We start from the raw sequence: 22,636 nt of genomic DNA, 5'->3' as shown, positions 1-22,636 counted from the left end.
GACGGAAGTCCGCGGGGGCCTTTCTCGTTATGCGCCCGGGTCGGCCGCCCGGTCAGGCCTCACCGTCCCGGGCGGCCCACAACCCCCGTACGTGACCCAGGTGGCGGGTCATGATCTCGCGCACCGCCCGCTCGTCGCGGTCCAGCAACGCGTCGAGGAGTTCGAGGTGTTCCTCGGCGGAGGCCGGCAGACGGCCCGCCTCCGCCAGCGCGGTCAGCCCGTACAGACGGGAGCGCCCGCGCAGGTCGGCGACCACCTCGACGAGGTGGGCGTTGCCGGCGAGGGCGAGCAGGCCGAGGTGGAAGCGGGTGTCGGCCTCGACGTACGCGATGAGGTCACCGGCCGCCGCCGCGCCGACGATCTCCCGGGCGACCGGGCGCAGCGCCTCCAGCGGGGCGCGGTCGGCCGTGCCGGCCAGCGCCACCACGGTGGGGATCTCGATGAGCGCGCGGACCTGGGTGTACTCGTCGAGCTGCCGGTCCGAGACGGCCGTGACCCGGAAGCCCTTGTTGGGCACCGGGTCGACCAGGCCCTCCTTGGCCAGGTCGAGCATCGCCTCCCGCACCGGCGTCGCCGAGACCCCGAAGCGGGCGGCGAGGGAGGGGGCGGAGTGGACCTCGCCGGGCCGCAGCTCCCCCGCGATCAGCGCGGCCCGCAGCGCGTCGGCGACCCGCTCCCGGTAGCTGCTGCGCCTGCCGCCCAGCCGGGGGAGTGCGGGGACCTCCGCGCCCCGGTCCGGCCCCTGCGACTGCTGTGCCATGTCACGCATCACCGGGGGAGTCTAGAGGACGAAACCCGCGGGGAACGGGTCCGTCGGGTCGAGCAGGTACTGGGCCGTGCCCGTGATCCAGGCGCGGCCGGTGAAGCTCGGCAGCACGGCCGGGATCCCGGCGACCTCGGTGGTGCCCAGCAGCCGGCCGGTGAACCGGGTGCCGATGAAGGACTCGTTCACGAACTCGGTGTGCAACGGCAGTTCGCCGCGCGCATGCAGTTGCGCCATGCGCGCACTGGTCCCCGTACCGCAGGGCGAGCGGTCGAACCAGCCGGGGTGGATGGCCATCGCGTGCCGGGAGTGGCGGGCGGTGGCGCCGGGCGCGTACAGGTGGACGTGGTGACAGCCGTGGATGGACGGGTCCTCGGGGTGGACCGGTTCCTCCTCGCGGTTGATGGCCGCCATCAGGGACAGGCCCGCCCGGAGGATGTCGTCCTTGCGGGCGCGGTCGAATGGCAGCCCGAACTCCTCCAGCGGCAGGATGGCGTAGAAGTTCCCGCCGTAGGCCAGGTCGTACGTCACCGTCCGCCCGTCGTCGAGCACGGCCTTGCGTTCCAGGCCCACCGAGAAGGACGGCACGTTGCGCAAGGTGACGTTCCTGGCGGCGCCGTCCTCGACCGCGACCTCGGCCACGACCGGTCCGGCCGGGGTGTCCAGGCGGATGGTGGTGACCGGTTCGACGACCTCGACCATCCCGGTCTCCACCAGCACGGTCGCCACCCCGATCGTGCCGTGCCCGCACATCGGCAGATAGCCGGAGACCTCGATGTAGACCACGCCCCAGTCGCAGTCGGGCCGGGTCGGCGGCTGCAGGATCGCGCCGCTCATCGCGGCGTGGCCGCGCGGCTCGTTCATCAGCAACCGCTTGATGTCGTCGCGGTGTTCACGGAAGTACAGCCGCCGCTCGTTCATGGTCGCGCCGGGGATGGTGCCGATCCCGCCGGTGATCACACGGGTGGGCATGCCCTCGGTGTGCGAGTCGACGGCGTGCAGGACGAGCTTGCTGCGCATGATCCCGTTCCTCCTAGGTCAGTCCCGCCGCGACGGCCTTCTCGGTGGCCGCCCGCACGGCCGCCTCCTGTTCGGGCAGCAGCGGCATGCGCGGCGGCCGTACCGGACCGCCGTACCGCCCGACGACGTCCATGGACAGCTTGATCGCCTGGACGAACTCGGTGCGCGAGTCCCAGCGCAGCAGCGGGTGCAGCTGACGGTAGAGCGGCTCGGCGGTGGCGAGATCGCCGGCGGTGGCCGCGCGGTAGAGCTCGACGCTCGCGGCGGGCAGCGCGTTCGGGTATCCGGCCACCCAGCCCTTGGCGCCCGCGACGGCCAGCTCCAGCAGCACGTCGTCGGCGCCGATCAACAGGTCGAGTTCCGGGGCGAGTTCGGCGATCCGGTAGGCGCGGCGGACATCGCCGGAGAACTCCTTCACCGCGTGGATCAGGCCCTCGCCGTGCAGCCGGGCGAGGAGTTCGGGTACCAGGTCGACCTTGGTGTCGATCGGGTTGTTGTACGCCACCATGGGCAGGCCCGCCTTCGCGACCTCCGCGTAGTGGGCGAGCACCGAACGCTCGTCGGCGCGGTAGGCGTTGGGCGGTAGCAGCATCACCGCGCCGCAGCCCGCGTCCCGTGCCTGCTCGGCCCAGCGGCGGGCCTCGGCGGAGCCGTAGGCGGCGACGCCCGGCACGACGCGCTGTCCGCCGATCGCGGCGACGGCCGTCTCCACGACCTTGGCACGCTCCTCGGGGGTGAGCACCTGGTACTCGCCGAGCGAGCCGTTCGGCACGACGCCGTCGCAGCCACCCGCGACGAGCCAGGCGCAGTGTTCGGCGTACCGGTCGTAGTCCACGGCCAGGTCGTCGTCGAGCGGGAGCGCGGTGGCGACGAGGACGCCGTGCCAGGGGCGGTGGTCGGTCATGAGGATCCTTCCTCGGTGGGGACTTCGGGGCCTCGGGCCAGCACGCCGAGCGGCACCGGCCGGGCGAACGGCCGCCGGGAGGGCGCGGGTTCGCACCCGGCGAGCCCCGCCACCGCCGGTCCGCACATCCGGCCCTGGCACCAGCCCATCCCGGCCCGGGTGAGCAGCTTCACGGTGCGCGGGTCGCCCGCGCCGAGCCCGGCGACGGCCGCGCGGACCTCGCCGGCGGTGACCTCCTCGCAGCGGCAGGCGACCGTGTCGTCCGGTACACGGTCCGGCCAGCGGGCGGGCGGCGCGCACACCGCGTCGACGGCCGCGAAGAACGCCCGCCCCCGGGTACGGGACCGGGCAGCCGCCGACCAGGCCTCGCGGTCGGGCTCCCGGCCGTGCAGACGGGCGGCGATCGAGCGGCCGGCGATGTGGCCCTCGGCGAGCGCGAGGGCGGCGCCGCCGATTCCGGTGGCCTCGCCGGCCGCCCACACGCCCGGGACGTCGGTGCGCTGCTCGTCGTCGACGTGCACGTCCGGCCCGGTGAGGCGGCAGCCCAGGGTCTCGGCGAGGTCGGTGTGCGGCAGCATGCCGTGGCCGACGGCGAGGGCGTCGCAGGGGATGCGGTGCGCGCTGCCGGGCCTGGTCCGCCCGTCGGCGTCCAGCGCGACGACGGTCACGGCCTCCAGCCGGTCCGCGCCGTGTGCCTCGACGACGGTGTGCCGGGTCAGGACGCGTACGCGGTGCCGCAGGAGCCGTACCGCGTACCCGGCGCCCTCGGCGAGCTTGCCGGGCTGCGCGGCCAGTGCCGCCGGCCGGCGCGCCAGGTCCCGGGGGCCGGCGGACTCCACGAGCGCGGCCACCCGTGCGCCCGCCGCCGCGAGACCGGTCGCCACGGGCAGCAGCAGCGGCCCGGTCCCGGCGACCACGGCCGTCCGACCCGGCAGCACCAGCCCGCCCTTGAGCATGGCCTGCGCGCCACCGGCGCTCACCACACCGGGCAGGGTCCAGCCCGGGAAGGGGAGGACCACCTCGTAGCCGCCGGTGGCGAGGAGCACGGCGTCGGCCCGCACCGACGCGGCCTCCTCCTGCGCCGGGCCGCGCAGCGCGTGCACCGTGAATCCGGGCGTCTCCCGCTGCGTCTGCCGCTCCGAACCGCGCTCCGAATCCCGCTCCACGCACCACACGTGATGGTCCGCCAGGTGGCTGATCCGTCCGGCCGCGCGATGCCCGTCGAGCCCGTCCCGCAGCCGCTCCCAGGTGCGCCACTGGTGGTGCAGCGCGCGGGCGCGGCGCGCGCCGAGGGCCGCGGCGGGCTGCCGGTAGAACTGTCCGCCCGCCTCCGCTCCGGCGTCGACCAGGGTGACGCGCACCCCCCGGGCGGCGGCGGCCAGGCTCGCGGCGAGCCCCGCCGGACCCGCGCCGATCACGGCGAGACGCGGTCGCTCAGCCATCGTGGCCCGTCCCTTCCTGCGTGACGATGACGTCGCCCGGCCGTACGGGCACCAGGCAGGCGCGTCGGTTCGGTTCGCCGTTGACCGTCACCAGGCAGTCGAAGCAGACCCCGATGCCGCAGAAGACCCCGCGCGGGCGGCCCTCGCGCCGTGTGGTGCGCCAGGCGGTCACGCCCGCCGCCCAGAGCACGGCGGCGACCGTCTGGCCGGGCAGCGCCTCGATGGCGCGGCCGTCGAAGGTGACCGTGAACGCGGGACCGGGTCGTGCCCCGGCCAACTCCATCGGGTTCACGTGGTGTTCACCCCGTTCACCGCGAAACGCTCCGGCCGGAAGGGCGCGAGGTCCAGTTCGGGCGGCCGCCCGCTCAGCACCTGGGCGATCAGGTGCCCCGTCCCGGTGGCGAGTCCGATGCCCGCGCCCTCGTGTCCGCAGGCGTGGACCAGCCCGGGCACCCGCGGGTCCGGGCCGATCGCGGGCAGGTGGTCGGGCAGGTAGGGCCGGAATCCCAGGTACGTCCGCATCGCGCGCACCCGCTCCAGGAACGGGAACAGCCGTGTCGCCCCGGCAGCCAGCGCCCGTACGGCGGGCAGCGAGAACGAGCGGTCGAACCCCACCCGTTCACGGCTCGCGCCGATCAGGACGGGCCCGGCGGCCGTGCCCTCGACGACCGGTGAGGTCTGCAGCGCGGCCGAGTCGCTGGCCACGTCGGCCACGTAGTCCGCGGCGTACACCTTGTGCCGGACCAGCCGGGGCAGCGGCTCGGTGACCAGGACGAAGCCGCGCCGGGGGAGGACGGGGAGGTGCGCACCGGCGAGCCGGGCCAGGTCGCCGCCCCAGGTCCCGGCGGCGTTCACCACGGCCGGCGCGTGCACCTCCCCCCGGTCGGTGCGTACGCCGCGCACCGCGCCGCCCGCCGTGCGCAGCACCCCGGTCACCGTCCACCCGGTGCGCAGGCGGGCGCCCGAGGCGCGGATCAGCCGGGCGGCGGCCAGGGCCGGCATGACCTGGGCGTCCTGCGGATAGTGCACGGCGCCCGCGAGGCCGGGGGCGAGGTGCGGTTCGAGGTCGTGGAGCCGGTCGGCGCCGACGGGCTCCGCGGTGACCCCGGCGGCCCGCTGGGCGGCGGCGAGCGCGGCCAGGGCGGTGAGGTCCCCGGGCGTGGCGGCGACCACGACGCCGCCCTTGGGCTCGTACTCGAACGCCGGTCCGTCCTCGCGGGCCAGGCCGGACCACAGCCGTGCCGACAGCAGGGCGAGTGCGAGTTCCGGTCCGGGTTCCTTGTCGGAGACCAGCAGGTTGCCCTCGCCCGCGCCGGTCGTGCCGCCGGCCACCGGGCCCCGGTCGACGAGGACCACGTCCAGGCCCGCCCGGGCCGCGTACAGCGCACAGGCCGCGCCCGTCATCCCGGCGCCGACCACCACGACATCGCAGGTCAGTCGCTTCGCCACATCAGTACTATGTCACATATCGCTGTGCCGGGGGAGCCCTCGGGAAGGGCGAGGCCACCGGCTGTGGGTCAGGGAACTCGCGGACGACGGGCGGGAGCCGGGGCGGTCAGTCGAACTCGCTCGGGGTCCCGGCCGGAGTCTTCCCGGCGAGGACGTCCGCCAGGCGCTGGGCGCCCTGCTGCACCGCCGTGTCGGTGCTGTCGTGGTCCGCGCCGGAGGGGCCGCCGTTGTTGACCGTGATACCGGAGGCGCCGACGCGCACCGCGGCGACGTCCAGCGTGAGGGTCACGGGCTCGCCCTCCGTGGTGCCCTGCATCGTCAGGGTCAGCCCCTGCCGGTCGTCGCCCGCGTCGGGCAGCGAGCTCTCGACGACCTGCACCGTCCGCTTGCCGCCGTCGGAGCCGGTCGCGGTGAACTCGTCGCACTTCTGCGGGAGGGTCGCGACCCAGTCCAGGGACTTCTGCACGGAGTCCTGGCCGTAGTCGCCGACCTGGTACAGCAGCCGGGCGTCGCCCTGGGTGAAGCCGGTGAGGGCCGACGCGCCGGACGGACGGCCCAGCAGGGTGTCGGAGTACAGGCTGTCGAGCAGCTTCTGGCAGTCGGCCGCGTCGGCCTTCGCGGAGAGGAACGCGGCGGCGTCGACCTTTCCGGCCAGGAGCTTGTCGCGCCAGGACGCCGCGTCGCCGACCTGCGACCAGTCGTCCTCCAGGTCGCCCTCGGTGACCAGGGCGGCCTTCGCCCCGGCGCCGGTCAGCGCGGCCGTGGACGACGGGGACGCGGACGCGGTGTCCGAGGAGCCGCCCCCGTCCGAGCAGGCCGCCGTGGCCAGCAGGGTCCCCATCGCCAGGGCCGAGGCGAGCACACGCACGGGGCGGGACGGACGGTTCATCGAGACGGCCTCCTCGGAACGCGGTACGTCCTCCCACGCCACCACCCGCCCCGAGGGCCGACCAGCCGCGCCGGGCCGTTCGGGTGAGGAGCGCCCGGCGCCGCTCACCCCGAGCCGGGGCCCGTCCCGGGTGGCCGGCGCCGCAGGTGGAAGCGGTGCCGATGGCGCACGGGTGGCGGTCGCACGGCCTCCTCGGCGCGCTCGGGAGTCGTCACCCGGACCCTGCGTCCGCCGCACCGGGGGCAGACCGCGTCGGCGAGGGGCGACCGCAGGGCCCGGCCGGCCTCGTCGACGTACTCCTGGGTGTACAGCGAGGTCGGGTCGGTGAAGAACACCACCTGGAACACGGACTGCCAGAGGTACCCGCAGTCCGCGCACACGAACACGAACGTCTCCGGCACGGCTCCGGGAACCTCCCCGGTCACGGGCCGGGGTTCCTCGGCCATCGGATCCGGCTCCTTCCCGGCGGGTCGGCCCACTTCCAGCGCACCCCGCCCGCCGCCGCGCGGCAACTCGAACGCCCCGCCCCGCGTGCCGGGGCCGCCGACGCCGGGTGAGACTGGCCGCGGGCGGAAGGAGTGATCATGCTGCCCGGATTCCTCACCAGGGCGGTCGCGGTGCTGCTCGGCCGGGGGGGACGCTCACTGCACCTGAAGGCGGCGGGCGGCGCGACGGTCGTGCTGGTGCTGGTGATGCTCACCGGGTCCTGGGCCGTGGTGGCCGCCGAGGCCGGGGCGCGGGGCGCGAACCTGACCTCGTACCCCAAGGCGCTGTGGTGGTCGATCGAGACCGCGACCACCGTCGGCTACGGGGACTTCTTCCCGGTGACGCTCTGGGGGCGGATCATGGGCTCGGTGGTCATGGTCGTCGGGATCACGACGTACGGCATGGTCACCGCGGCGCTCGCCACCTGGTTCGTGGGCCGGGAGCAGCAGCGCCGCGGCCGGGCGCACCGCCTGCGCGAGGAGACCGCCCAGGCCCTGCACGAGCGTTTCGACCGGCTGGAGCGGCTGCTGACCCGTCAGGGGGAGGGCGACTGAGGGAACCCGCTCACCCGCCCGGAGTCCCAGGGGTGGACGCCCTCTTGACGCCGCGCCGAGGCGGATCGACACTCCCCATGGGAATCCTAGTGAACAGGTAGGGAAACATGGGGCGCCTCGACACGGTCAGCGGCACAGCGGGCCGCACGCCGCCGTCCCCCCTGCTCACCTCCCGCCGCCACATCGACCTGCTGCGTGTCTGCAGCGCGCGATCAGCCTCCTGAGCCGAATCCCGGCCCCTCGCGCCCACCGTCCGACGACGCTTTCGCCGCGCGTACGTCCGCGCGCCCGCACCCGGGGAGACTCATGTCCATCACTCCGCTCGCCGCCGTCCCGTCCGCCCGCGGCACCGCCCCCGCCTTCCGGGGCCGCCTCGGCCGGGACGCGCGCAGTGGCCACCACGCCGTGCCGCGCCGCTACCGCCTGCATCTGTCCACCGCCTGTCCGGACGGCCTGCGCATAGCCGTCAGCCACAGCCTGCTGGCCCTGGACGACATCTGTCCGGTGACCTTCCTGCCCGCGGTCCCCGACTGCCCCGAAGGCGGCCACACCGCACTGCGCCCGCTGTACGAGGCGAGCGCGCACCACTACGCCGGACCGGCCCTCGGACCGGTCCTCGGCGACGACTGGTCCGGACGGATCGTCAGCACCCACACCCCCGACATCCTGCGCGACCTCGACCACTGCTTCGGCGACGGCGGCGTCCGGCTGCGCCCGTGCGGCGCGGAGGCCGAGATCGAGGAGGTCGAGCGGCTCTGCGCGGGCGTCGAGGAGGCCGCGCAGAGCGCGGGCCGGGCCGGGGCGGACGCGGCGGAGCGTGCCGCCGCCCTCGACGCGCTGCTCGGCGCGCTGGCGGAACTGGAACACCGGCTCGCCGGGCGGGACCACCTCGTCGGCGGACGACTCACCGCAGCCGACGTGGAGTTGTGGGTCACGCTGGTCCAGCTCGACACCGTGCACCGCTACCACCTGGACGCCTCCGCCGTGCACCGCATCGCCGGCCACCCCGCGCTGTGGGCCCGCGCCCGGCGCCTGGCCGCCCACCCCGCCTTCGGCGCGCACCTCGACCTCGACGGCATCGCCCTTCGCCACCACGCCCGCTGCCAGGGCCTGGAGGCCGCCGGAGCTGCCGTCCAGATCCTGGACTGGGCGGGCCACGCGGCGGACGCCTCCGGCACTCGGCGCAGGTGAGCGGCGCCTGAACCGGTCCACCACGTGGACGGGCGTTGACATCCCCGTGGGCCGACTGCCTTACTTACGGCTCCGGCAGGCGTGAGGCCCACGGGGCCGGCACAGCGATAGGTGACGGACATGTACGCAGCTCCCAGGACGGCGACCCGCCGCCCCCAGAGCTGCGTGCGGCCGTACCCGAACCCGCTGGTCGCCGACCGCGCCGTCGATCTGCTCCGCGTCAACAGCGCACTGTGTACCGCACCGGGCCGTGCCCGCTGCCGGGGCTGACCGCTTCCCGCGTTCCCCCGCCGTTTCGCGGCCCGCGTCAGCCTGACGACCACCGCTTCCCCGCTGTGCCGTCGTCCGTCCAGGCCCCGCCCCCGTGCGTTCCCGTGCGCCCCGCCCCCGCCGTTCCCCGAAGCAGGCCCCCGCCCTGCCTCGTACCGCCGGGGCCGCGCCGGATGGCCGCCCGGGCCGGGGTGCCCGACTCCGCTGGAGCCCGTCATGAGTGAACCCCCAGGCGCCGCCGTGTCCCTCGCCGAGGCACCGCCCGCCGACAGACCGTCAAAAACCCTCACCGCCCAGCGGGTTCAGCCGCTGCGCCGGCCGGGCCGGTGGATCGTCACCGCCGTGGTCCTGGTGCTCGTGGCACAGATCGTGCACGGCCTGGCGACCAACCCCTTCTACCAGTGGGACCGCTTCCGCTACTGGTTCCTGCGCCCCGCCATCCTCGACGGACTCGCCATCACCCTCGAAGTGACCGCGTTCAGCGCGGTGCTGGGCCTGCTGGGAGGCGTTCTGCTGGCCCTCGGCCGGCTCTCCGGCAGTCCGGTGCTGCGCGCGGTGAGCTGGGTGTACACCTGGCTCTTCCGCTCCGTGCCGCTGATCGTCGTCCTGATCTTCCTCTACAACTTCAGCGCCCTGTACAAGACGCTGAGCCTGGGCGTCCCGTTCGGCCCGGCCTTCGTCACCTTCGACGAGTCCCGGCTCGCCACCGACATGACGGTCGCCGTGATCGGCCTCAGCCTCAACGAGGCGGCGTACGCGGCCGAGGTCGTGCGCGGCGGCATCCTCTCCGTCGACCAGGGCCAGCACGAGGCGGCGGCGGCGCTCGGCCTGCCGAAGGGCTACCAGTTCACCCGGATCGTCCTCCCGCAGGCCCTGAGGTCCATCACCCCGAACTACGTCAACCAGCTCATCGGCCTGATCAAGGGCACCTCCCTGGTGTTCTACGTGTCGCTGCTGGACCTGTTCGGCTCGGTGCAGACCATGGGCAGCACCTACCCCGGCGACATCGTGCCGCTGCTGCTGGTCGCCACCGTCTGGTACCTGATCCTGACCAGCGCCGTGTCCGTCGTCCAGTTCTACGTCGAGCGGTACTTCGCCCGGGGCGCCACCCGCACCCTGCCGCCGACCCCGCTGCACAAGCTCCGCACCACTCTCGGCGACCTGCGGGACCGGGTGCGCAGGGAGGCCGCCGTATGACCGCCGAGACCCTCGCGAACGCCCCGGCCGCCGTGCAGGTGCACGACGTGCACAAGTGGTTCGGCGCCCACCGGGTGCTGGACGGCGTGGACCTGACGGTGCGGCCGGGCGAGGTGACCGTGATCCTCGGGCCCTCCGGCTCCGGCAAGTCCACCCTGCTGCGGGTGATCAACCACCTGGAGAAGCCCGAACGCGGCTACGTCAGCGTCGGCGGCGAGCCCATCGGCGTACGCCGACACGGCGACCGGCTGAAGGAGCTGAGCGAACGGGCCATCCTGGCCCAGCGCGGCCGTATCGGGTTCGTCTTCCAGAACTTCAACCTCTTCCCGCACCTGACCGTGCTCGACAACGTGGCCGCCGCCCCCGTCGCCACCGGCAGGCTGAGCAAGCCGGAGGCGCAGGCACTGGCCCGCGAGCTCCTCACCCGGGTCGGCCTCGGCGAGAAGACCGGCGCCTACCCGCGGCAGCTGTCCGGCGGCCAGCAGCAGCGCGTGGCCATCGCCCGCGCCCTCGCCCTGCGGCCCGGCGTGATCCTCTTCGACGAACCGACCTCCGCGCTCGACCCGGAGCTCGTCGGCGAGGTCCTCACCGTCATCAAGGACCTGGCCACCAGCGGCACCACCCTGGTCATCGTCACCCACGAGATCGGCTTCGCCCGCGAGGTCGCCGACACGGTGGTCTTCATCGACGGCGGCCGCATCGTCGAACAGGGCCCGCCCGCCGAGGTGCTGGACAACCCCCGGCACGAGCGCACCCGGGACTTCCTGAGCAAGGTGCTCTGAACCCCGGGCGCCCACCCCGATCGTCACCCCCCGCCACCCCGTCACCCCGCACACCCTCACCGAACGAACAGGACAGCCATGCCCTCCCACGTCACCCGGCGCACCCTTCTGCGCGGCATCACCGCGGCGACCGCCGTCGCCTCCCTCGCCTCCGGTCTCGCCGCCTGCGGGGGTGAGAGCGACGCCGCCACGACCGCCTCGGCGAACGACGCCGCCGGCACGGTGACCGTGGGACAGGTGTCCAACGGCGCCGCCAAGGAGACCGCGCTGAATGTCTCCGAGGTCAAGTCGATCAGCGCCGAACTGCCCGCCGCCGTCCGCGAGAAGGGCACACTGGACATCGGCGCCGGTGTGCTGCCCGACGGCTTCCCGCCGCTGGCGTACACCGGCAGCGACCAGAAGACCCTCACCGGGGCCGAGCCGGACCTCGGCCGCCTGGTCGCCGCGGTCCTCGGGCTGAAGCCGCAGTTCTCCAAGGCCACCTGGGAGAACATGTTCGTCGGGGTCGACAGCGGCAAGTACGACGCCGCCTTCGCCAACATCACCGACACCGAGGAACGCAAGAAGAAGTACGACTTCGCCTCCTACCGCAAGGACAACGTCGGCTTCGAGGTGCTGAAGAAGAGCACCTGGAACTTCGACGGGAACTACCAGAACCTCGCGGGCCGGACGGTCGCCGTCGACAACGGCACCAACCAGGAGAAGATCCTCCTCGAATGGCAGAACAAGCTGAAGAAGGAGGGCAAGAACCTCACCGTCAAGAACTACGCCAGCAAGAACGCCACCTACCTGGCGCTGACCGGCGGCCGGATCGACGCCTACTTCGCCGCCAACCCCGGGGTCGCCTACCACGTCACCCAGACCGCCAAGTCGCCGAACCCGACGCGCAGCGCGGGCACCTTCTCCGGCGCCGGAGCGAAGCTGCAGGGCCTGATCGCGGCGACCACCAAGAAGGACAGCGGACTGGCCAAGCCCTTCGCCGACGCCATCAACTACCTGATAGAGCACGGCCAGTACGCCAAGTGGCTGGCCGCCTGGAACCTCTCCGACGAGGCCGTCACCAAGGCGGAGGTCAACCCGCCCGGACTGCCGCTGGACAACTCCTGACCGGTCGGGCGGGCCGGGAACAGCAGGCGTGGCGGCCGTGTTGTGGCTGAGGAGAGATGCGCACGGCACGGGCCGGTACGGCCCGCCGAGCCCTTGGCGGAGGAGGTGACGGACGTGCGGCCCACCTTGCGTTCGGCCCTCCTCCACTCCCGGCCCCATATCGATCTGCTGCGCGTGGCCGGCGCGCTCTGTTGCTCCTGACCCGTCCCCTTCCGCCGCCGCGCCCCCATGCCCGGGCGCCGGCGCCCTTGTACGGACCTCCAGGAAGGCACCCCTTCGTGTCCACGACCTCCGCCCGTTTCCTGCACCTCGCCGTCGCCCTGGACGGCACCGGCTGGCACCCCGCCTCCTGGCGCGAGCCGGTGGCCCGGCCCCGGGAGCTGCTCACCGCCCGGTACTGGACCGACCTGGTGACCGAGGCCGAGCGCGGTCTGCTCGACTTCGTCACCATCGAGGACGGCCTGGGCCCGCAGTCCTCCCACCTCCTCGAACCGGACGAGCGCACCGACCAGGTACGCGGCCGCCTCGACGCCGTCCTGATCGCCTCCCGCGTCGCCCCGGTCACCCGCCACATAGGTCTGGTACCGACGGTGGTGGCCACGCACACGGAGCCGTTCCACATCTCCAAGGCGATCGCCACCCTCGACTACGTCAGCACCGGCCGCGCCGGACTGCGGGTGCAGATCACCGGCCGCCCCAGCGAGGCCGCGCACTTCGGCCGCCGGACGATTCCCCGGATCGACTCCTACGAGAGCCCGGCCGCGCGGGAACTGGTCGCCGACCTCTTCGACGAGGCCGCCGACCATGTCGAGGTGGTGCGCAGGCTCTGGGACAGCTGGGAGGACGACGCGGAGATCCGGGACGCGGCCACCGGCCGCTTCATCGACCGCGACAAGCTGCACTACATCGACTTCGAGGGCCGCCACTTCAGCGTGAAGGGCCCCTCCATCACGCCCCGGCCGCCCCAGGGCCAGCCGGTGGTGACCGCCCTGGCCCACCACTCGGTCCCCTACCGGCTGGTGGCCCGCCAGGCCGACGTCGGCTACGTGACCCCCGAGGACACCGCCCAGGCCCGTGCGATCGTCGCCGAGATCCGCGCCGAGCAGGAGGCGGCCGGCCGCGCCGAGGAGCCCCTGCACATCTTCGGCGACCTGCTGGTCTTCCTCGACGAGGACCCGGCCGAGGCCGCCGCCCGGCGGGAGCGTCTCGACGCCCTCGCGGGCACCCCGTACACGGGGGACGCCCGGATCTTCACCGGTACTCCGGCCCAACTCGCCAACCGACTGGAGGAGTTGCGGGACGCGGGGCTGTCCGGGTTCCGGCTGCGGCCCGCCGTGCTCGGGCACGACCTGCCCGCGATCACCCGGCACCTCGTGCCCGAACTCCAGCGCCGGGGCCTGTTCCGCAGCGCCTACGAGGCCGACACCCTGCGCGGACTGCTCGGGTTCGCCCGCCCCGCCAACCGCTACGCAGCAGCCTGACCGGAGAGGGACCGCACGCCATGAGCAAGCCGCTGAAGCAGATCCACCTGGCCGCCCACTTCCCCGGCGTCAACAACACCACCGTGTGGAGCGACCCGGCCGCCGGCAGCCACATCGAGTTCAGCTCCTTCGCGCACTTCGCCCGGACCGCCGAACGCGCCAAGTTCGACTTCCTGTTCCTCGCCGAGGGCCTGCGCCTGCGCGAACAGGGCGGGAGGATCTACGACCTGGACGTGGTCGGCCGCCCGGACACCTTCACCGTGCTGGCCGCGCTGGCCGCCGTCACCGACCGGCTCGGCCTGACCGGCACCATCAACTCCACCTTCAACGAGCCCTACGAGGTGGCCCGCCAGTTCGCCAGCCTCGACCACCTCTCCGGCGGCCGTTCCGCCTGGAACGTGGTCACCTCCTGGGACGCCTTCACCGGCGAGAACTTCCGCCGCGGCGGCTTCCTGCCGCAGGACGAGCGCTACTCCCGCGCCAAGGAGTTCCTCGCCACCGCCGGCGAACTCTTCGACTCCTGGCGCGGCGACGAGATCCTCGCCGACCAGGCCACCGGCACCTTCCTGAGCGACGCGAAGGCCGGCGCCTTCGTGCACCGCGGCAAGCACTTCGACATCCACGGCCGGTTCAACGTCCCGCGCTCCCCGCAGGGCCGCCCGGTGATCTTCCAGGCGGGTGACTCCGAGGAGGGCCGCGAATTCGCCGCCTCCAGTGCCGACGCGATCTTCAGCCGGTACGCCACCCTCAAGGAGGGCCAGGCCTTCTACACGGACGTGAAGTCCCGCCTCGCCAAGTACGGCCGCCGCCCCGACCAGTTGCTGATCCTGCCCGCCGCCACCTTCGTCCTCGGCGACACCGACACCGAGGCCGAGGAACTGGCCCGCGAGGTGCGCCGCCTCCAGGTCAGCGGGGCGACCGCGATCAAGCATCTGGAGTTCGTGTGGAACCGGGACCTGTCGGCGTACGACCCGGAAGGCCCGCTCCCCGACGTCGACCCCCTGGTCAGCGAGGACCACATCTCCCGGGGCCGTGCCCAGGTGCGCATGTACCGCGACCCGCTGGCCATCGCCCGCGAGTGGCGCGAGCTGGCCGAGGCGAACAAGTGGTCCATCCGCGACCTGGTCATCAACACCGGCAACCGCCAGACCTTCGTCGGCTCCCCGGCCACGGTGGCGCGAACCATCGACGACTTCGTGCAGGCCGACGCCAGCGACGGCTTCATCCTCGTCCCGCACATCACCCCCGGCGGCCTCGACCCGTTCGCGGACAAGGTGGTCCCGCTGCTCCAGGAGCGCGGCGTGTACCGCACCGACTACGAGGGCACCACCCTCCGCGACCACCTCGGCCTCTCCCACCCGGACGAGGGGCGCCGCGAGCGGGCGGCGTCGTGAGGTTCGTCCGTACGCGATCGCTTCGACGCGGCCCCGCCTCGTCGCCGCGCCGGTAGCGGACACCTTCCCCGCGTACACGACCACGCGCTCGTCCCCGGCGGTGGTGATCATGTGTGTTCCCCGCACTGGTGGCCGGCGTGCGCGGGGAGGGTGAGGCGGTCAAGGAGCCGGCGGCCGGCCGGTCCGGCGCTGGGTCCACAGCGGGGCGAGGCCGCTCGCGGCTGCCCGCGTCGACGGTGATCACGGCGTCGGGGTCGCCGCCGTCGGCCGCCACCAGATGGCGGACCATGGCCCGGCCGCGGGGGGTCGGGTTGTAGGCGATGCGGCGCCCGGCGAGGTCCCGGGGGCGGGTGATGCCGGTCGCCGTCGTGGTCTGGATCGCCTCCAGGCCCCGGTGGTTGACGGCCGCCACGGCGATCAGCGGCTGGCCCTGCGCGGCACGGCGGGCGAGCAGCCGGTTGGGCGGGAAGACACCGAAGTCCACCTCGCTCCGGGCCACATACTCCAGCGTGTCCCCGCGCCCCGGGTCCTGCACCACCAGCTCGACGTCCAGACCGGCCTCGGCGAACCAGCCGCGGGCACGGGCGACATAGAAACCGGCGGAATTGGGCCAGGGATGGAAATAGTCGAGCATGACCCGAATATGCGGCATGGGGATACTCCGGACAGTACGCAGGCGTGGCGGAGCCTGGGAGCAAGGGAGGGGAGAGGGGTGAAGGAGAGTCAGTGCGTGCGACAACAACAGGAGGGCGCCGTCGGGGCGTCGGCCACCGAAGACCTCGACTCGACTGCTGCTGTGGACACGTGAACTCCTACGCGGGGCGCCCGAGGCGCGAGTGGTGCGGTCGGCGTCCCCATGGGGACCGCGCTCGACGAGCGGATCCCAGACGCCCTCTCAGCCCAGCCGGGGAGGGGCTCCCGCGTAGATGGCCGAAACCATAACGGCACTCCCCGGACGCTGTGCAAGAGCCGTCCGCGATGTGGGACAGGGATGCCCGGAAGGTAAGACGCCCAGCTCACCGGCGTACCATCGGCCGCCATGACCACCTTCCTGCCCGGCCCCCTGGTCGACGACACCTGGCTCGCCGCCCACCTCGACGACCCGCGTCTGGTCGTCCTGGACGCCACCACCGTGCTGCCCTCACCCCGGCACGACGGCGACTACCGGTGTGCGAGCGGGCGCCCCGGCTGGACCGAGCGGCACATCCCCGGCTCCCGGCACGCGGATCTGACCGGTGACCTCTCGGACCACGACGCGCCGTACCACTTCGCCGTCCCCGCCCCCGACGCCCTGGTGGCCGCCCTCGCACGCCTCGGCGTGGGGGAGGGGAGCGCGGTCGTGACGTACGACAGCGGCGGCGGCATCTGGGCGGCCCGGCTGTGGTGGATGCTCCGGGCGCTCTCCGTCCCGGCGGCCGTCCTCGACGGCGGCCTGGAGGCCTGGGCGGCGGCCGGGCGCCCCCTCGTCGCCGGGGACGACCCGAGCCCGGTGCCGGACGTCATCCCCGTCACCCCGGTGCAGCGCCCCGACCTGTGGACCGGCATCGACGCCGTGGCCGCCATCAGCCGAGGCGAACGCCCCGGCACGCTGGTGTGCGCCCTGCCCGCCGACGGCTACGACGGCACCGCCCCCACCCGCTACAGCCGTCGCGGCCACATCCCCGGCAGCCGCAGCCTCCCCGGCCGCGAACTCCTCGACGCCGACGGGCGGGTCCTGTCCGGCGACCGGCTCGCCGCCAGGGCCGGCGCGGTGCTCGACACCGCCGATTCCCCCGTCGTGCTCTACTGCGGCGGCGGCATCTCGGCCGCGGGCGCCGCGCTGGCGCTCACCCTGCTCGGGCGGACGGACGTGTCGGTGTACGACGGCTCACTGGAGGAGTGGTCCAAGGACCCGGCGCGGCCACTGGAGTCGGGCGCCTGAATGGCGTGGCCGCGGACGTCTCCCTCCCCCGAAGGCGACGTCCGCGGCCGCTCCCCCGGTGCCGGACGGTGGTCCGGACGCCCGCGTGGTGCGGCCGGTGCGCTGTCACCAGCACATGACGGCCGTCTCGCCCGAACCCCACGCGGAGTACAGGCGGACGCGGACGAAGTAGCGGCGGCCCTTGACGAGCCGGACGCCCAGCACGGCGTTGTGCGGGGTGCCCCCGTCGTCCCGGCCGGCGAGGTAGCGCGGCTCCCCGTCGCGCTCCTCGAAGACCACGACGACACTGTCGGCGTCCCCGAAGGTGCCCACGGTGTACTCGCGGGTCTCCGGCGGCTCGACGGTGAAGTCGGCCTGCCCGCCCGGGCCGAGGCCGAGCGGCGCCGAGCGGAACGGTATGAGTGCGGGCGGCCCCGAGGGCTCGGCGGGCGGGTACCAGCGCAGTACGAACTCCTTGTCGGCCGGGGACAGGGAGCCGGGCGGGTGCAGGCCCGCGCGGTACTGCTCCGGCTCCAGGACCAGCCCCGGCCCGAAGGGGTACTCCATGACGGACTGCGGGTCCCACACCGACCCGTTGACCTCGGCCGGGTCCAGCCTGCGCAGGATGTTGGCGTATGTCGTGCCCCGGCTCCAGAAGTTCGGCGGGCCCGCCAGATCGGCGTACACGGCCTCGTCGTCCCAGTGGATCCCGGCGAACGGACTCTGGTGCTCGTGCAGCATGCCGAGCGCGTGCCCGATCTCGTGCAGGGCCGTCCCGCGCTGTCCCGGCGCCGTCAGGTCCCAGCCGAAGTTCATGGTGCGCTCGCCCAGGCCGACCGAGAGCGCGTCCCGGCCCACCGCCGACCAGGAGCCGTCACCGCACTGGAACCCGATGCGCAGCTCCGCCTCCCGCCGGTCGCCGACCTCCGCGAAGACCAGGCCGATACCGAGGTCCTGCCACTCGCGGAAGGCCTCGCGCACGACGTCCTTCTGCTCCTCGGCGCCCGCCCACGGCACCCGGCGGGTCTCCCCGGTCCCCGGGACGGGGATCACCGAGGCGTCGGTGCCGGCGTCGAGGAAGCAGTAGTGCAGGACCGTGCCGTCGACCCACATCCGCCGCCCGCCGGTCAGCGCGCTCAGCCGCTCGGCGGTCAGCCCCGGTGCGAAGGCGGGGGCCGACTGCTGCGGGAGCGAGCAGTAGCGAGCGGTCATGCGCACAGACTGCCGCCGGCCCCGGCCCGGGCGCCTGAGTCGGGGTCTACTCAAGTCACCCTGTATCAGCGGTGAGTAACACGTCTCTCACTGACGTGACGACTTACGAACGGGACGCGCGGGCCCTCGAACTGCCCTGGCCGTTCACCGGCCGGGAGGACGAACTGGAGCTGGTGCGCCGCTCCCTGACCGGCGCACGGCGCGGCATCGTGGTGACCGGGCCGTCCGGCCGCGGCAAGACACGGCTGGTCACCGAGGCCGTTCGGCGCACCGACCGGGCCCGGGTGACCGGGACGCCCGAGACCCGCCGGCTCGACTTCGCCGCGTTCGCGCATCTGCTGCCCGGGGCGGTCTCGCTGCACCGCGCGGTGCACCTGCTGTCCGGCACCCGTCTGCTCGTGGTCGACGACGCCCATCTCCTCGACGACGCCTCCGCCGCCCTGGTCCACCAGCTCGCCGTGCACGGCCGTACCCGCCTCGTGGTGATCGCCGCGGACGACGGCGCCCCGGTGCCCGCCGCCGTGTCCCGGCTGTGGACCGGCGAGCTGCTGCCGCGCCTGGCCCTGGAGCCGCTGCCGCGCGAGGAGACCGCGCGGCTGCTGAGCGTCGGCGCGGGCCGCTCCCCGGAGCCGCTCACGGCGGGCCGGCTGCACCGGCTGTGCCAGGGCGATCTCCGGCTCCTGCGGGACCTGGTGGGGGCACTGCGCGAAGGGGGGCTGCTGACCCCCCTCCCGCCTCCGGCCGGGGGGACCCCGGTCCCGCCTCGCTCGCCCGAGACGGACGAGTGGGCCTGGCGTGGCCCGGTGCCGGTGACCGCCGCCGTACGCGAACGCGTCGCTCCCGCCCTGGAGGGCACCGGCCCCGCCGGGCGCGAGACCCTGGAGCGTCTCGCGTTCGCCGAACCACTGCCCCTGCACCTCGACGACCTGGACCTGGACACCCTGGAACACCTGGAGACCGACGGGCTGGTCCAGGTCGGCGACGAGGGCGCCGTCCGCCTCGCACACCCCCTGCACGGCCCGGTCCTGCGGGCGGGCGCCGGACGGCTGCGCGCCCGGCGGCTCGCCCGCACACCCGAGGACCGCGGCCCGGCCCTGGCGGCCGAACGGGAGGCGCTGGCCCGCCGGATCGCGGAGGCGGACGTACGGGACCTGCCGACACCGGTGGGGGACTGGCTGGTGGGGGAGGGTGTCCCGGTACCGGCCGGGTACGCGGCCGTCCGCGCCCGGTTCGCGCGGTTGCGGGGAGAGGTGCGGGAGGCGGCGGCCTGGGCGCGGGAGGGGCTGCGGGCGACCCCGGACGATCCGGCCTGCCGCGCCGAACTCGACCCGGACGCACGGTTGTCGGAGACGTCCGGCACCGACGACATGTACGCCCTCTACGACGCCGTACGCCTCGGCGTCCCGGAGCGGGCCGCCGGACGCCTGCCGGCCGGCGGGGTGTTCGCCCGGCACGCCGACGCGCTCGCCCGGGGCGACGGTCCGGCCCTGGACAGGACGGCCGAGGCGCTGCGGGAGCGCGGCTTCCTGCTGTTCGCGGCCGAGGCCTACGTACAGGCCGCGCACGCGCACCGCGACCCGAGCGCCGCCCGCACCTCCCGCACCCGCGCGCTCGCCCTCGCCCGCCGCTGCCAGGGCGCGCGCACTCCCGCCCTGTCCGGCCTGGTGCTCGGCGAACTCACCGCACGGCAGCGGCAGATCGTCGCCCTCGCGGCGGCCGGCCTGAGCAACCGGCAGATCGCCGAGCGGCTCACCCTGTCGGTCCGCACCGTCGGCAACCACCTCTACAGCGCCTACGCCCGGCTCGGCGCGAGCGACCGGGGCGAGCTGCCGTGGCTGGTGGAACCGTCGGCCGAGCGCTCGGCGTGACCTGCCGTCAGGCCGCCCCGAACGCCGCGAACGCCCACCCCGTCGCCTGGTGCACCGCGTCCCCGGGCAGCGCCGCCCGGGCGTCGCGGAGGGCCTCGGCGAGGGACAGGCCCGCGTCGAGGCCCTTGTGCAGCGCGAGCATCAGCGGCACCACCGCCGCGTCGTTGACCGGCGCGCTGCTCGCCACCACCCCGGCCGTGCCCAGCGGCAGCAGCGCGGTGACCAGGCCGAGCAGCTCGTCGGCGCCGACCGAGGCGAGCCGCGCGGTGTCGCAGCTGGAGAGGATGATCCGGTACGGGCTGCGGTCGAGGCGTTCGAAGTCGTGCACGATGAGCGGGCCGTCGGCCATCCGCAGGGACGAGAACAGGGGGCTGTCCGCGCGGAACGTGCCGTGCGCGGCGAGATGGGCGAGCGCGGCGCCGTCCAGCTCCTCCAGGACACGCGGCACCTGCGCGTCGTCGCCCTCCAGGACCGTCGCCGTGCCGTAGCGGCCCGCGAGTTCGGGCACCTCGGCACCGCCCGTCGCCAGACCCGGGCCGCGCACCAGGACGGGCCCGCCACCCGGCGGCGGTTCGGTCTCACGGGCGCGCAGCCAACTGCCCGCCGACGGCGACACGCTGAGCACCCGTTCCCTGAGCGACGGCAGCAGCGCCCAGGGCACCCGGTGCAGCGCGCCGGGCGGCACCACCACGACCGGCCCCGGACCCAGGTGCCGTACCGCCCCGGCGAGCAGCAGCTCCTCCAGCCGGCGGCCCGCGGCCTCGACCACCGGCAGCCGGCCCTCCGCCCCCGGGTGGGCGAGCCTGCGCAACCCCGCCTGGACGTGTTCTGCCTCGGCCACCGCCTCCGCGAGCGCCCCGCCCTCGAACCGCCGCACCCGCCCCCGCCCGCACAGCAGCACGTGCACCCGCCCGTCCAGCACGGCCAGTTCGACCAGCCGGGTGTCACCGAGCCGCCCCAGCAGGCGCCCGGGCTCGAAGCGGTCCCCGTAACCGGGCGTCACACCGCGCATGTGCAGGGTGCGGGAGCGGATCTCCCGCTCCAGGCGCCGCTGTTCGCGTTCCAGGGCGGGCACCGGACGGCCGTCCACGCGGGCGGCCTCCGCGCGGGCGGCGATCTCCCGGAACGCGGTCAGGCCGCTGAGCAGGGCCGGGTCGGCGGGCGGCCGGGTGGGCGGCGCGGCCAGCACGGTGGCCCGCCACCGCTCGCTCCACTCCAGCAGCCGCCGCGGGCCGCCCCGGGCCAGGCCCGCCTGCTGGGCCAGCGCCGCCAGCTCCGCGCCCTGGGCCGTGGCCCGGGCCCTGAGCTCCGAGGCGCCCAGCGTCATGCGGTGGTCGTCGAGGACGTCCAGACCGCGACGGCACGCCTCCAGCACACCCCGCCCGGAACCGGCCGCGCGGGCCCTGAGCGCCTGCGCCGCCCAGCCCGTCATCCGCGCCAGCGGCGGCCCGGCCCGTCTGCTGCGGGCGGCCACGGCCAGATGGCGTTCCGCGTCCGCCGTCCAGCCCAGGGCGAGTGCGATCCGGCCCGCGAGCAGCGAGGCCTCCGGCGCGGCGGGCGAACCGAAGGAGGCCAGCTGCTCGGCGACCCCGGCCGCGTCCGCGACCATCCGCCCCGACCGGCGCCCGGCCGCCACCCGCGCCTCGATCAGCACCAGCCGGGCATGCGTCTCCCACCAGGTGCGCCGCTGCCCGGCGAACAGCCGTACGGCGACGGCGGCCCGTGCGATCGCGGTGTGCGCGTCCCCGGCCGAGCGGGCGGCCCGGGCGGCGGCCAGCAGCAGTTCGGCCTTGCGGGTGGACTGCCCGCCGATCTCGTCGAGCGCCGCGATGGCCGCGTCCGCCTCGGCGAGCGCCTCCGGGGCGAGCCCGGCGGCCATCAGCACCTCGCAGCGCCGGATGCACAGCATGAACGTCGGGGTGCCCAGCTTGGCGTACCGCTCCTCGGCCTCGTCGAGCAGACTGAGCGCCGCCGGGATGTCGCCGGACCGGAACGCGGCCAGGCCCCGGCTCTCCACCGCGTCGGCCTTGTCGTGCTCCTGGCCGGTGGTCTCCCACAGCCGCTCCGCCGCCGTGAAGTCGGCGTCCGCCCGCTCCACCGCGCCCAGCGCCAGATGCACGGTGGCCCGCAGGGTCAGCGCCCGCGCCGTCCAGATCACGTCGTCGGCCTGCCGCAGCACCGGTATCGCCCGGCGTACGTCCTCCAGCGCCTCCCGGTGGTGGCCCAGCACCCACCAGACGTACGCCCGGCGGTACAGCACCCGGGCCCGGGTGTGCCCGGTGCCGCGCGCGACCCCGCGCTCGAACGCGGCGAGCCCCTGCCGTGTGCGCCCCGAATGCACCAACGCGACCCCGAGGGTGGCGAGGACGTCCGCCTCCCGGTCGGCCGACTCCGCGCGGGCCGCGAGATCGCGGGCGCGCCGCAAGTGGCCGAGGGCGATCCTCAGGTCGCCGAAGTCCCGGTGCCAGATGCCGATCACCTGGTGGGCGACGGAGGCGTGCGACGGCGACGGATCGGCGTCCAGCACCCGCTGGGCCCCGGCCAGGGCCTCGTTGGGGGCGGCGAACACCATCGGCAGCAGTTCCAGGACCGACGCGTTTCCCGCTGTCACTCCTCGGATGGTAGTGGCCCCGGGACACCCCTCAACACGGTCCGGCGCCGTACGAAGCTGTATCAATGGGCCGCCGCGGGGCTCAGACTGACGACCACCGGCCTCAGGGGGAGGAC

At 74.6% G+C, this 22,636-nt stretch carries 21 protein-coding genes and 1 pseudogene; 11 read left to right on the top strand and 11 right to left on the bottom strand.

Annotation, left to right across the window (positions count from 1 at the left end):
* Nucleotides 1-52: 52 nt before the first annotated feature.
* The 8 genes from ACZ7L0_RS00840 to ACZ7L0_RS00805 all read right to left on the bottom strand — a co-directional run bounded on the left by ACZ7L0_RS00840 (nucleotide 53) and on the right by ACZ7L0_RS00805 (nucleotide 6,913).
* Nucleotides 53-769: a GntR family transcriptional regulator gene (locus tag ACZ7L0_RS00840; protein ID WP_471240954.1), complete on the bottom strand. Its 717-nt coding sequence runs from the start codon at nucleotides 767-769 to the stop codon at nucleotides 53-55.
* Between the two features lie 12 nt (nucleotides 770-781).
* Nucleotides 782-1,783: a proline racemase family protein gene (locus ACZ7L0_RS00835; protein WP_471240220.1), complete on the bottom strand. Its 1,002-nt coding sequence runs from the start codon at nucleotides 1,781-1,783 to the stop codon at nucleotides 782-784.
* Nucleotides 1,784-1,796: 13 nt separating this feature from the next.
* Nucleotides 1,797-2,687: a dihydrodipicolinate synthase family protein gene (locus tag ACZ7L0_RS00830; RefSeq protein WP_471240219.1), complete on the bottom strand. Its 891-nt coding sequence runs from the start codon at nucleotides 2,685-2,687 to the stop codon at nucleotides 1,797-1,799.
* A complete protein-coding gene (locus ACZ7L0_RS00825) occupies nucleotides 2,684-4,129 on the bottom strand; it encodes an FAD-dependent oxidoreductase (protein ID WP_471240218.1) in 1,446 nt (481 codons plus the stop codon). The genes ACZ7L0_RS00830 and ACZ7L0_RS00825 overlap by 4 nt, the downstream gene beginning before the upstream one ends.
* Nucleotides 4,122-4,421, bottom strand: a complete 300-nt coding sequence (locus tag ACZ7L0_RS00820) for a (2Fe-2S)-binding protein (protein ID WP_471240217.1) — start codon at nucleotides 4,419-4,421, stop codon at nucleotides 4,122-4,124. The genes ACZ7L0_RS00825 and ACZ7L0_RS00820 overlap by 8 nt, the downstream gene beginning before the upstream one ends.
* Complete coding sequence (locus tag ACZ7L0_RS00815; RefSeq protein ID WP_471240216.1) at nucleotides 4,418-5,578, bottom strand: NAD(P)/FAD-dependent oxidoreductase; 1,161 nt, start codon at nucleotides 5,576-5,578, stop codon at nucleotides 4,418-4,420. The genes ACZ7L0_RS00820 and ACZ7L0_RS00815 overlap by 4 nt, the downstream gene beginning before the upstream one ends.
* A gap of 106 nt (nucleotides 5,579-5,684) precedes the next feature.
* Nucleotides 5,685-6,467, bottom strand: coding sequence for a hypothetical protein (locus ACZ7L0_RS00810; RefSeq protein ID WP_471240215.1), 783 nt, complete (start codon nucleotides 6,465-6,467; stop codon nucleotides 5,685-5,687).
* 104 nt (nucleotides 6,468-6,571) lie between these two features.
* Nucleotides 6,572-6,913 carry a hypothetical protein gene (locus tag ACZ7L0_RS00805; protein WP_471240214.1) on the bottom strand — a complete coding sequence of 114 codons (342 nt, stop codon included), beginning with the start codon at nucleotides 6,911-6,913 and terminating at the stop codon, nucleotides 6,572-6,574.
* Nucleotides 6,914-7,051: 138 nt separating this feature from the next.
* Between ACZ7L0_RS00805 and ACZ7L0_RS00800 the strand changes: the two genes are divergently transcribed.
* The 9 genes from ACZ7L0_RS00800 (at nucleotide 7,052) to ACZ7L0_RS00760 (ending at nucleotide 14,929) form a co-directional block, all read left to right on the top strand.
* Nucleotides 7,052-7,507 carry a potassium channel family protein gene (locus ACZ7L0_RS00800; protein WP_471240213.1) on the top strand — a complete coding sequence of 152 codons (456 nt, stop codon included), beginning with the start codon at nucleotides 7,052-7,054 and terminating at the stop codon, nucleotides 7,505-7,507.
* Nucleotides 7,508-7,813: 306 nt separating this feature from the next.
* Nucleotides 7,814-8,698, top strand: coding sequence for a glutathione S-transferase C-terminal domain-containing protein (locus ACZ7L0_RS00795; protein WP_471240212.1), 885 nt, complete (start codon nucleotides 7,814-7,816; stop codon nucleotides 8,696-8,698).
* 120 nt (nucleotides 8,699-8,818) lie between these two features.
* Complete coding sequence (locus ACZ7L0_RS00790; protein WP_471240211.1) at nucleotides 8,819-8,968, top strand: hypothetical protein; 150 nt, start codon at nucleotides 8,819-8,821, stop codon at nucleotides 8,966-8,968.
* A 216-nt stretch (nucleotides 8,969-9,184) separates the two neighbouring features.
* Nucleotides 9,185-10,165 carry an amino acid ABC transporter permease gene (locus ACZ7L0_RS00785; RefSeq protein ID WP_471240210.1) on the top strand — a complete coding sequence of 327 codons (981 nt, stop codon included), beginning with the start codon at nucleotides 9,185-9,187 and terminating at the stop codon, nucleotides 10,163-10,165.
* The gene (locus tag ACZ7L0_RS00780; RefSeq protein ID WP_471240209.1) at nucleotides 10,162-10,947 is read left to right on the top strand and encodes an amino acid ABC transporter ATP-binding protein; all 786 of its coding nucleotides are present in this window, start codon (nucleotides 10,162-10,164) and stop codon (nucleotides 10,945-10,947) included. The genes ACZ7L0_RS00785 and ACZ7L0_RS00780 overlap by 4 nt, the downstream gene beginning before the upstream one ends.
* A gap of 78 nt (nucleotides 10,948-11,025) precedes the next feature.
* Entirely contained in the window at nucleotides 11,026-12,054 is a 1,029-nt protein-coding gene (locus ACZ7L0_RS00775; protein WP_471240208.1) for a transporter substrate-binding domain-containing protein, read from the top strand.
* Nucleotides 12,055-12,096: 42 nt separating this feature from the next.
* The gene (locus tag ACZ7L0_RS00770; protein ID WP_471240207.1) at nucleotides 12,097-12,255 is read left to right on the top strand and encodes a putative leader peptide; all 159 of its coding nucleotides are present in this window, start codon (nucleotides 12,097-12,099) and stop codon (nucleotides 12,253-12,255) included.
* 77 nt (nucleotides 12,256-12,332) lie between these two features.
* Nucleotides 12,333-13,535 (top strand): LLM class flavin-dependent oxidoreductase, encoded by a 1,203-nt coding sequence (locus ACZ7L0_RS00765; RefSeq protein ID WP_471240206.1) that lies wholly within the window; start codon nucleotides 12,333-12,335, stop codon nucleotides 13,533-13,535.
* 20 nt (nucleotides 13,536-13,555) lie between these two features.
* Nucleotides 13,556-14,929: an NtaA/DmoA family FMN-dependent monooxygenase gene (locus ACZ7L0_RS00760; RefSeq protein ID WP_471240205.1), complete on the top strand. Its 1,374-nt coding sequence runs from the start codon at nucleotides 13,556-13,558 to the stop codon at nucleotides 14,927-14,929.
* A gap of 229 nt (nucleotides 14,930-15,158) precedes the next feature.
* Here ACZ7L0_RS00760 and ACZ7L0_RS00755 read toward each other — a convergent pair.
* A pseudogene (locus ACZ7L0_RS00755) lies at nucleotides 15,159-15,563 on the bottom strand (ABC transporter substrate-binding protein); the annotation flags it as partial.
* A gap of 405 nt (nucleotides 15,564-15,968) precedes the next feature.
* Between ACZ7L0_RS00755 and ACZ7L0_RS00750 the strand changes: the two are divergent.
* Nucleotides 15,969-16,850 (top strand): sulfurtransferase, encoded by an 882-nt coding sequence (locus ACZ7L0_RS00750; RefSeq protein ID WP_471240204.1) that lies wholly within the window; start codon nucleotides 15,969-15,971, stop codon nucleotides 16,848-16,850.
* 105 nt (nucleotides 16,851-16,955) lie between these two features.
* Here ACZ7L0_RS00750 and absR1 read toward each other — a convergent pair whose 3' ends face one another.
* Nucleotides 16,956-18,041, bottom strand: coding sequence for a beta-glucuronidase AbsR1 (gene absR1 / locus ACZ7L0_RS00745; RefSeq protein ID WP_471240203.1), 1,086 nt, complete (start codon nucleotides 18,039-18,041; stop codon nucleotides 16,956-16,958).
* Between the two features lie 95 nt (nucleotides 18,042-18,136).
* On the opposite strand from absR1, the gene ACZ7L0_RS00740 reads away from it, so the two are divergent.
* A complete protein-coding gene (locus ACZ7L0_RS00740; RefSeq protein WP_471240202.1) occupies nucleotides 18,137-19,909 on the top strand; it encodes a LuxR family transcriptional regulator AbsR2 in 1,773 nt (590 codons plus the stop codon).
* 7 nt (nucleotides 19,910-19,916) lie between these two features.
* Here ACZ7L0_RS00740 and ACZ7L0_RS00735 read toward each other — a convergent pair whose 3' ends face one another.
* Nucleotides 19,917-22,520 carry a CHAT domain-containing protein gene (locus ACZ7L0_RS00735; protein WP_471240201.1) on the bottom strand — a complete coding sequence of 868 codons (2,604 nt, stop codon included), beginning with the start codon at nucleotides 22,518-22,520 and terminating at the stop codon, nucleotides 19,917-19,919.
* Between the last annotated feature and the right edge of the window lie 116 nt (nucleotides 22,521-22,636).

This window comes from Streptomyces sp. NPDC039424 (genome assembly GCF_055639495.1).
This window is presented reverse-complemented; position numbering and strand designations above follow the sequence as displayed.

Bases quoted from the DNA above. Each gene is read 5' to 3' on its own strand.
- ACZ7L0_RS00840 (WP_471240954.1), bottom strand. From the start codon at position 769: ATGCGTGACATGGCACAGCAGTCGCAGGGGCCGGACCGGGGCGCGGAG.
- ACZ7L0_RS00835 (WP_471240220.1), bottom strand. From the start codon at position 1,783: ATGCGCAGCAAGCTCGTCCTGCACGCCGTCGACTCGCACACCGAGGGC.
- ACZ7L0_RS00830 (WP_471240219.1), bottom strand. From the start codon at position 2,687: ATGACCGACCACCGCCCCTGGCACGGCGTCCTCGTCGCCACCGCGCTC.
- ACZ7L0_RS00825 (WP_471240218.1), bottom strand. From the start codon at position 4,129: ATGGCTGAGCGACCGCGTCTCGCCGTGATCGGCGCGGGTCCGGCGGGG.
- ACZ7L0_RS00810 (WP_471240215.1), bottom strand. From the start codon at position 6,467: ATGAACCGTCCGTCCCGCCCCGTGCGTGTGCTCGCCTCGGCCCTGGCG.
- ACZ7L0_RS00805 (WP_471240214.1), bottom strand. From the start codon at position 6,913: ATGGCCGAGGAACCCCGGCCCGTGACCGGGGAGGTTCCCGGAGCCGTG.
- ACZ7L0_RS00800 (WP_471240213.1), top strand. From the start codon at position 7,052: ATGCTGCCCGGATTCCTCACCAGGGCGGTCGCGGTGCTGCTCGGCCGG.
- ACZ7L0_RS00795 (WP_471240212.1), top strand. From the start codon at position 7,814: ATGTCCATCACTCCGCTCGCCGCCGTCCCGTCCGCCCGCGGCACCGCC.
- ACZ7L0_RS00790 (WP_471240211.1), top strand. From the start codon at position 8,819: ATGTACGCAGCTCCCAGGACGGCGACCCGCCGCCCCCAGAGCTGCGTG.
- ACZ7L0_RS00785 (WP_471240210.1), top strand. From the start codon at position 9,185: ATGAGTGAACCCCCAGGCGCCGCCGTGTCCCTCGCCGAGGCACCGCCC.
- ACZ7L0_RS00780 (WP_471240209.1), top strand. From the start codon at position 10,162: ATGACCGCCGAGACCCTCGCGAACGCCCCGGCCGCCGTGCAGGTGCAC.
- ACZ7L0_RS00775 (WP_471240208.1), top strand. From the start codon at position 11,026: ATGCCCTCCCACGTCACCCGGCGCACCCTTCTGCGCGGCATCACCGCG.
- ACZ7L0_RS00760 (WP_471240205.1), top strand. From the start codon at position 13,556: ATGAGCAAGCCGCTGAAGCAGATCCACCTGGCCGCCCACTTCCCCGGC.
- ACZ7L0_RS00750 (WP_471240204.1), top strand. From the start codon at position 15,969: ATGACCACCTTCCTGCCCGGCCCCCTGGTCGACGACACCTGGCTCGCC.
- absR1 (WP_471240203.1), bottom strand. From the start codon at position 18,041: ATGACCGCTCGCTACTGCTCGCTCCCGCAGCAGTCGGCCCCCGCCTTC.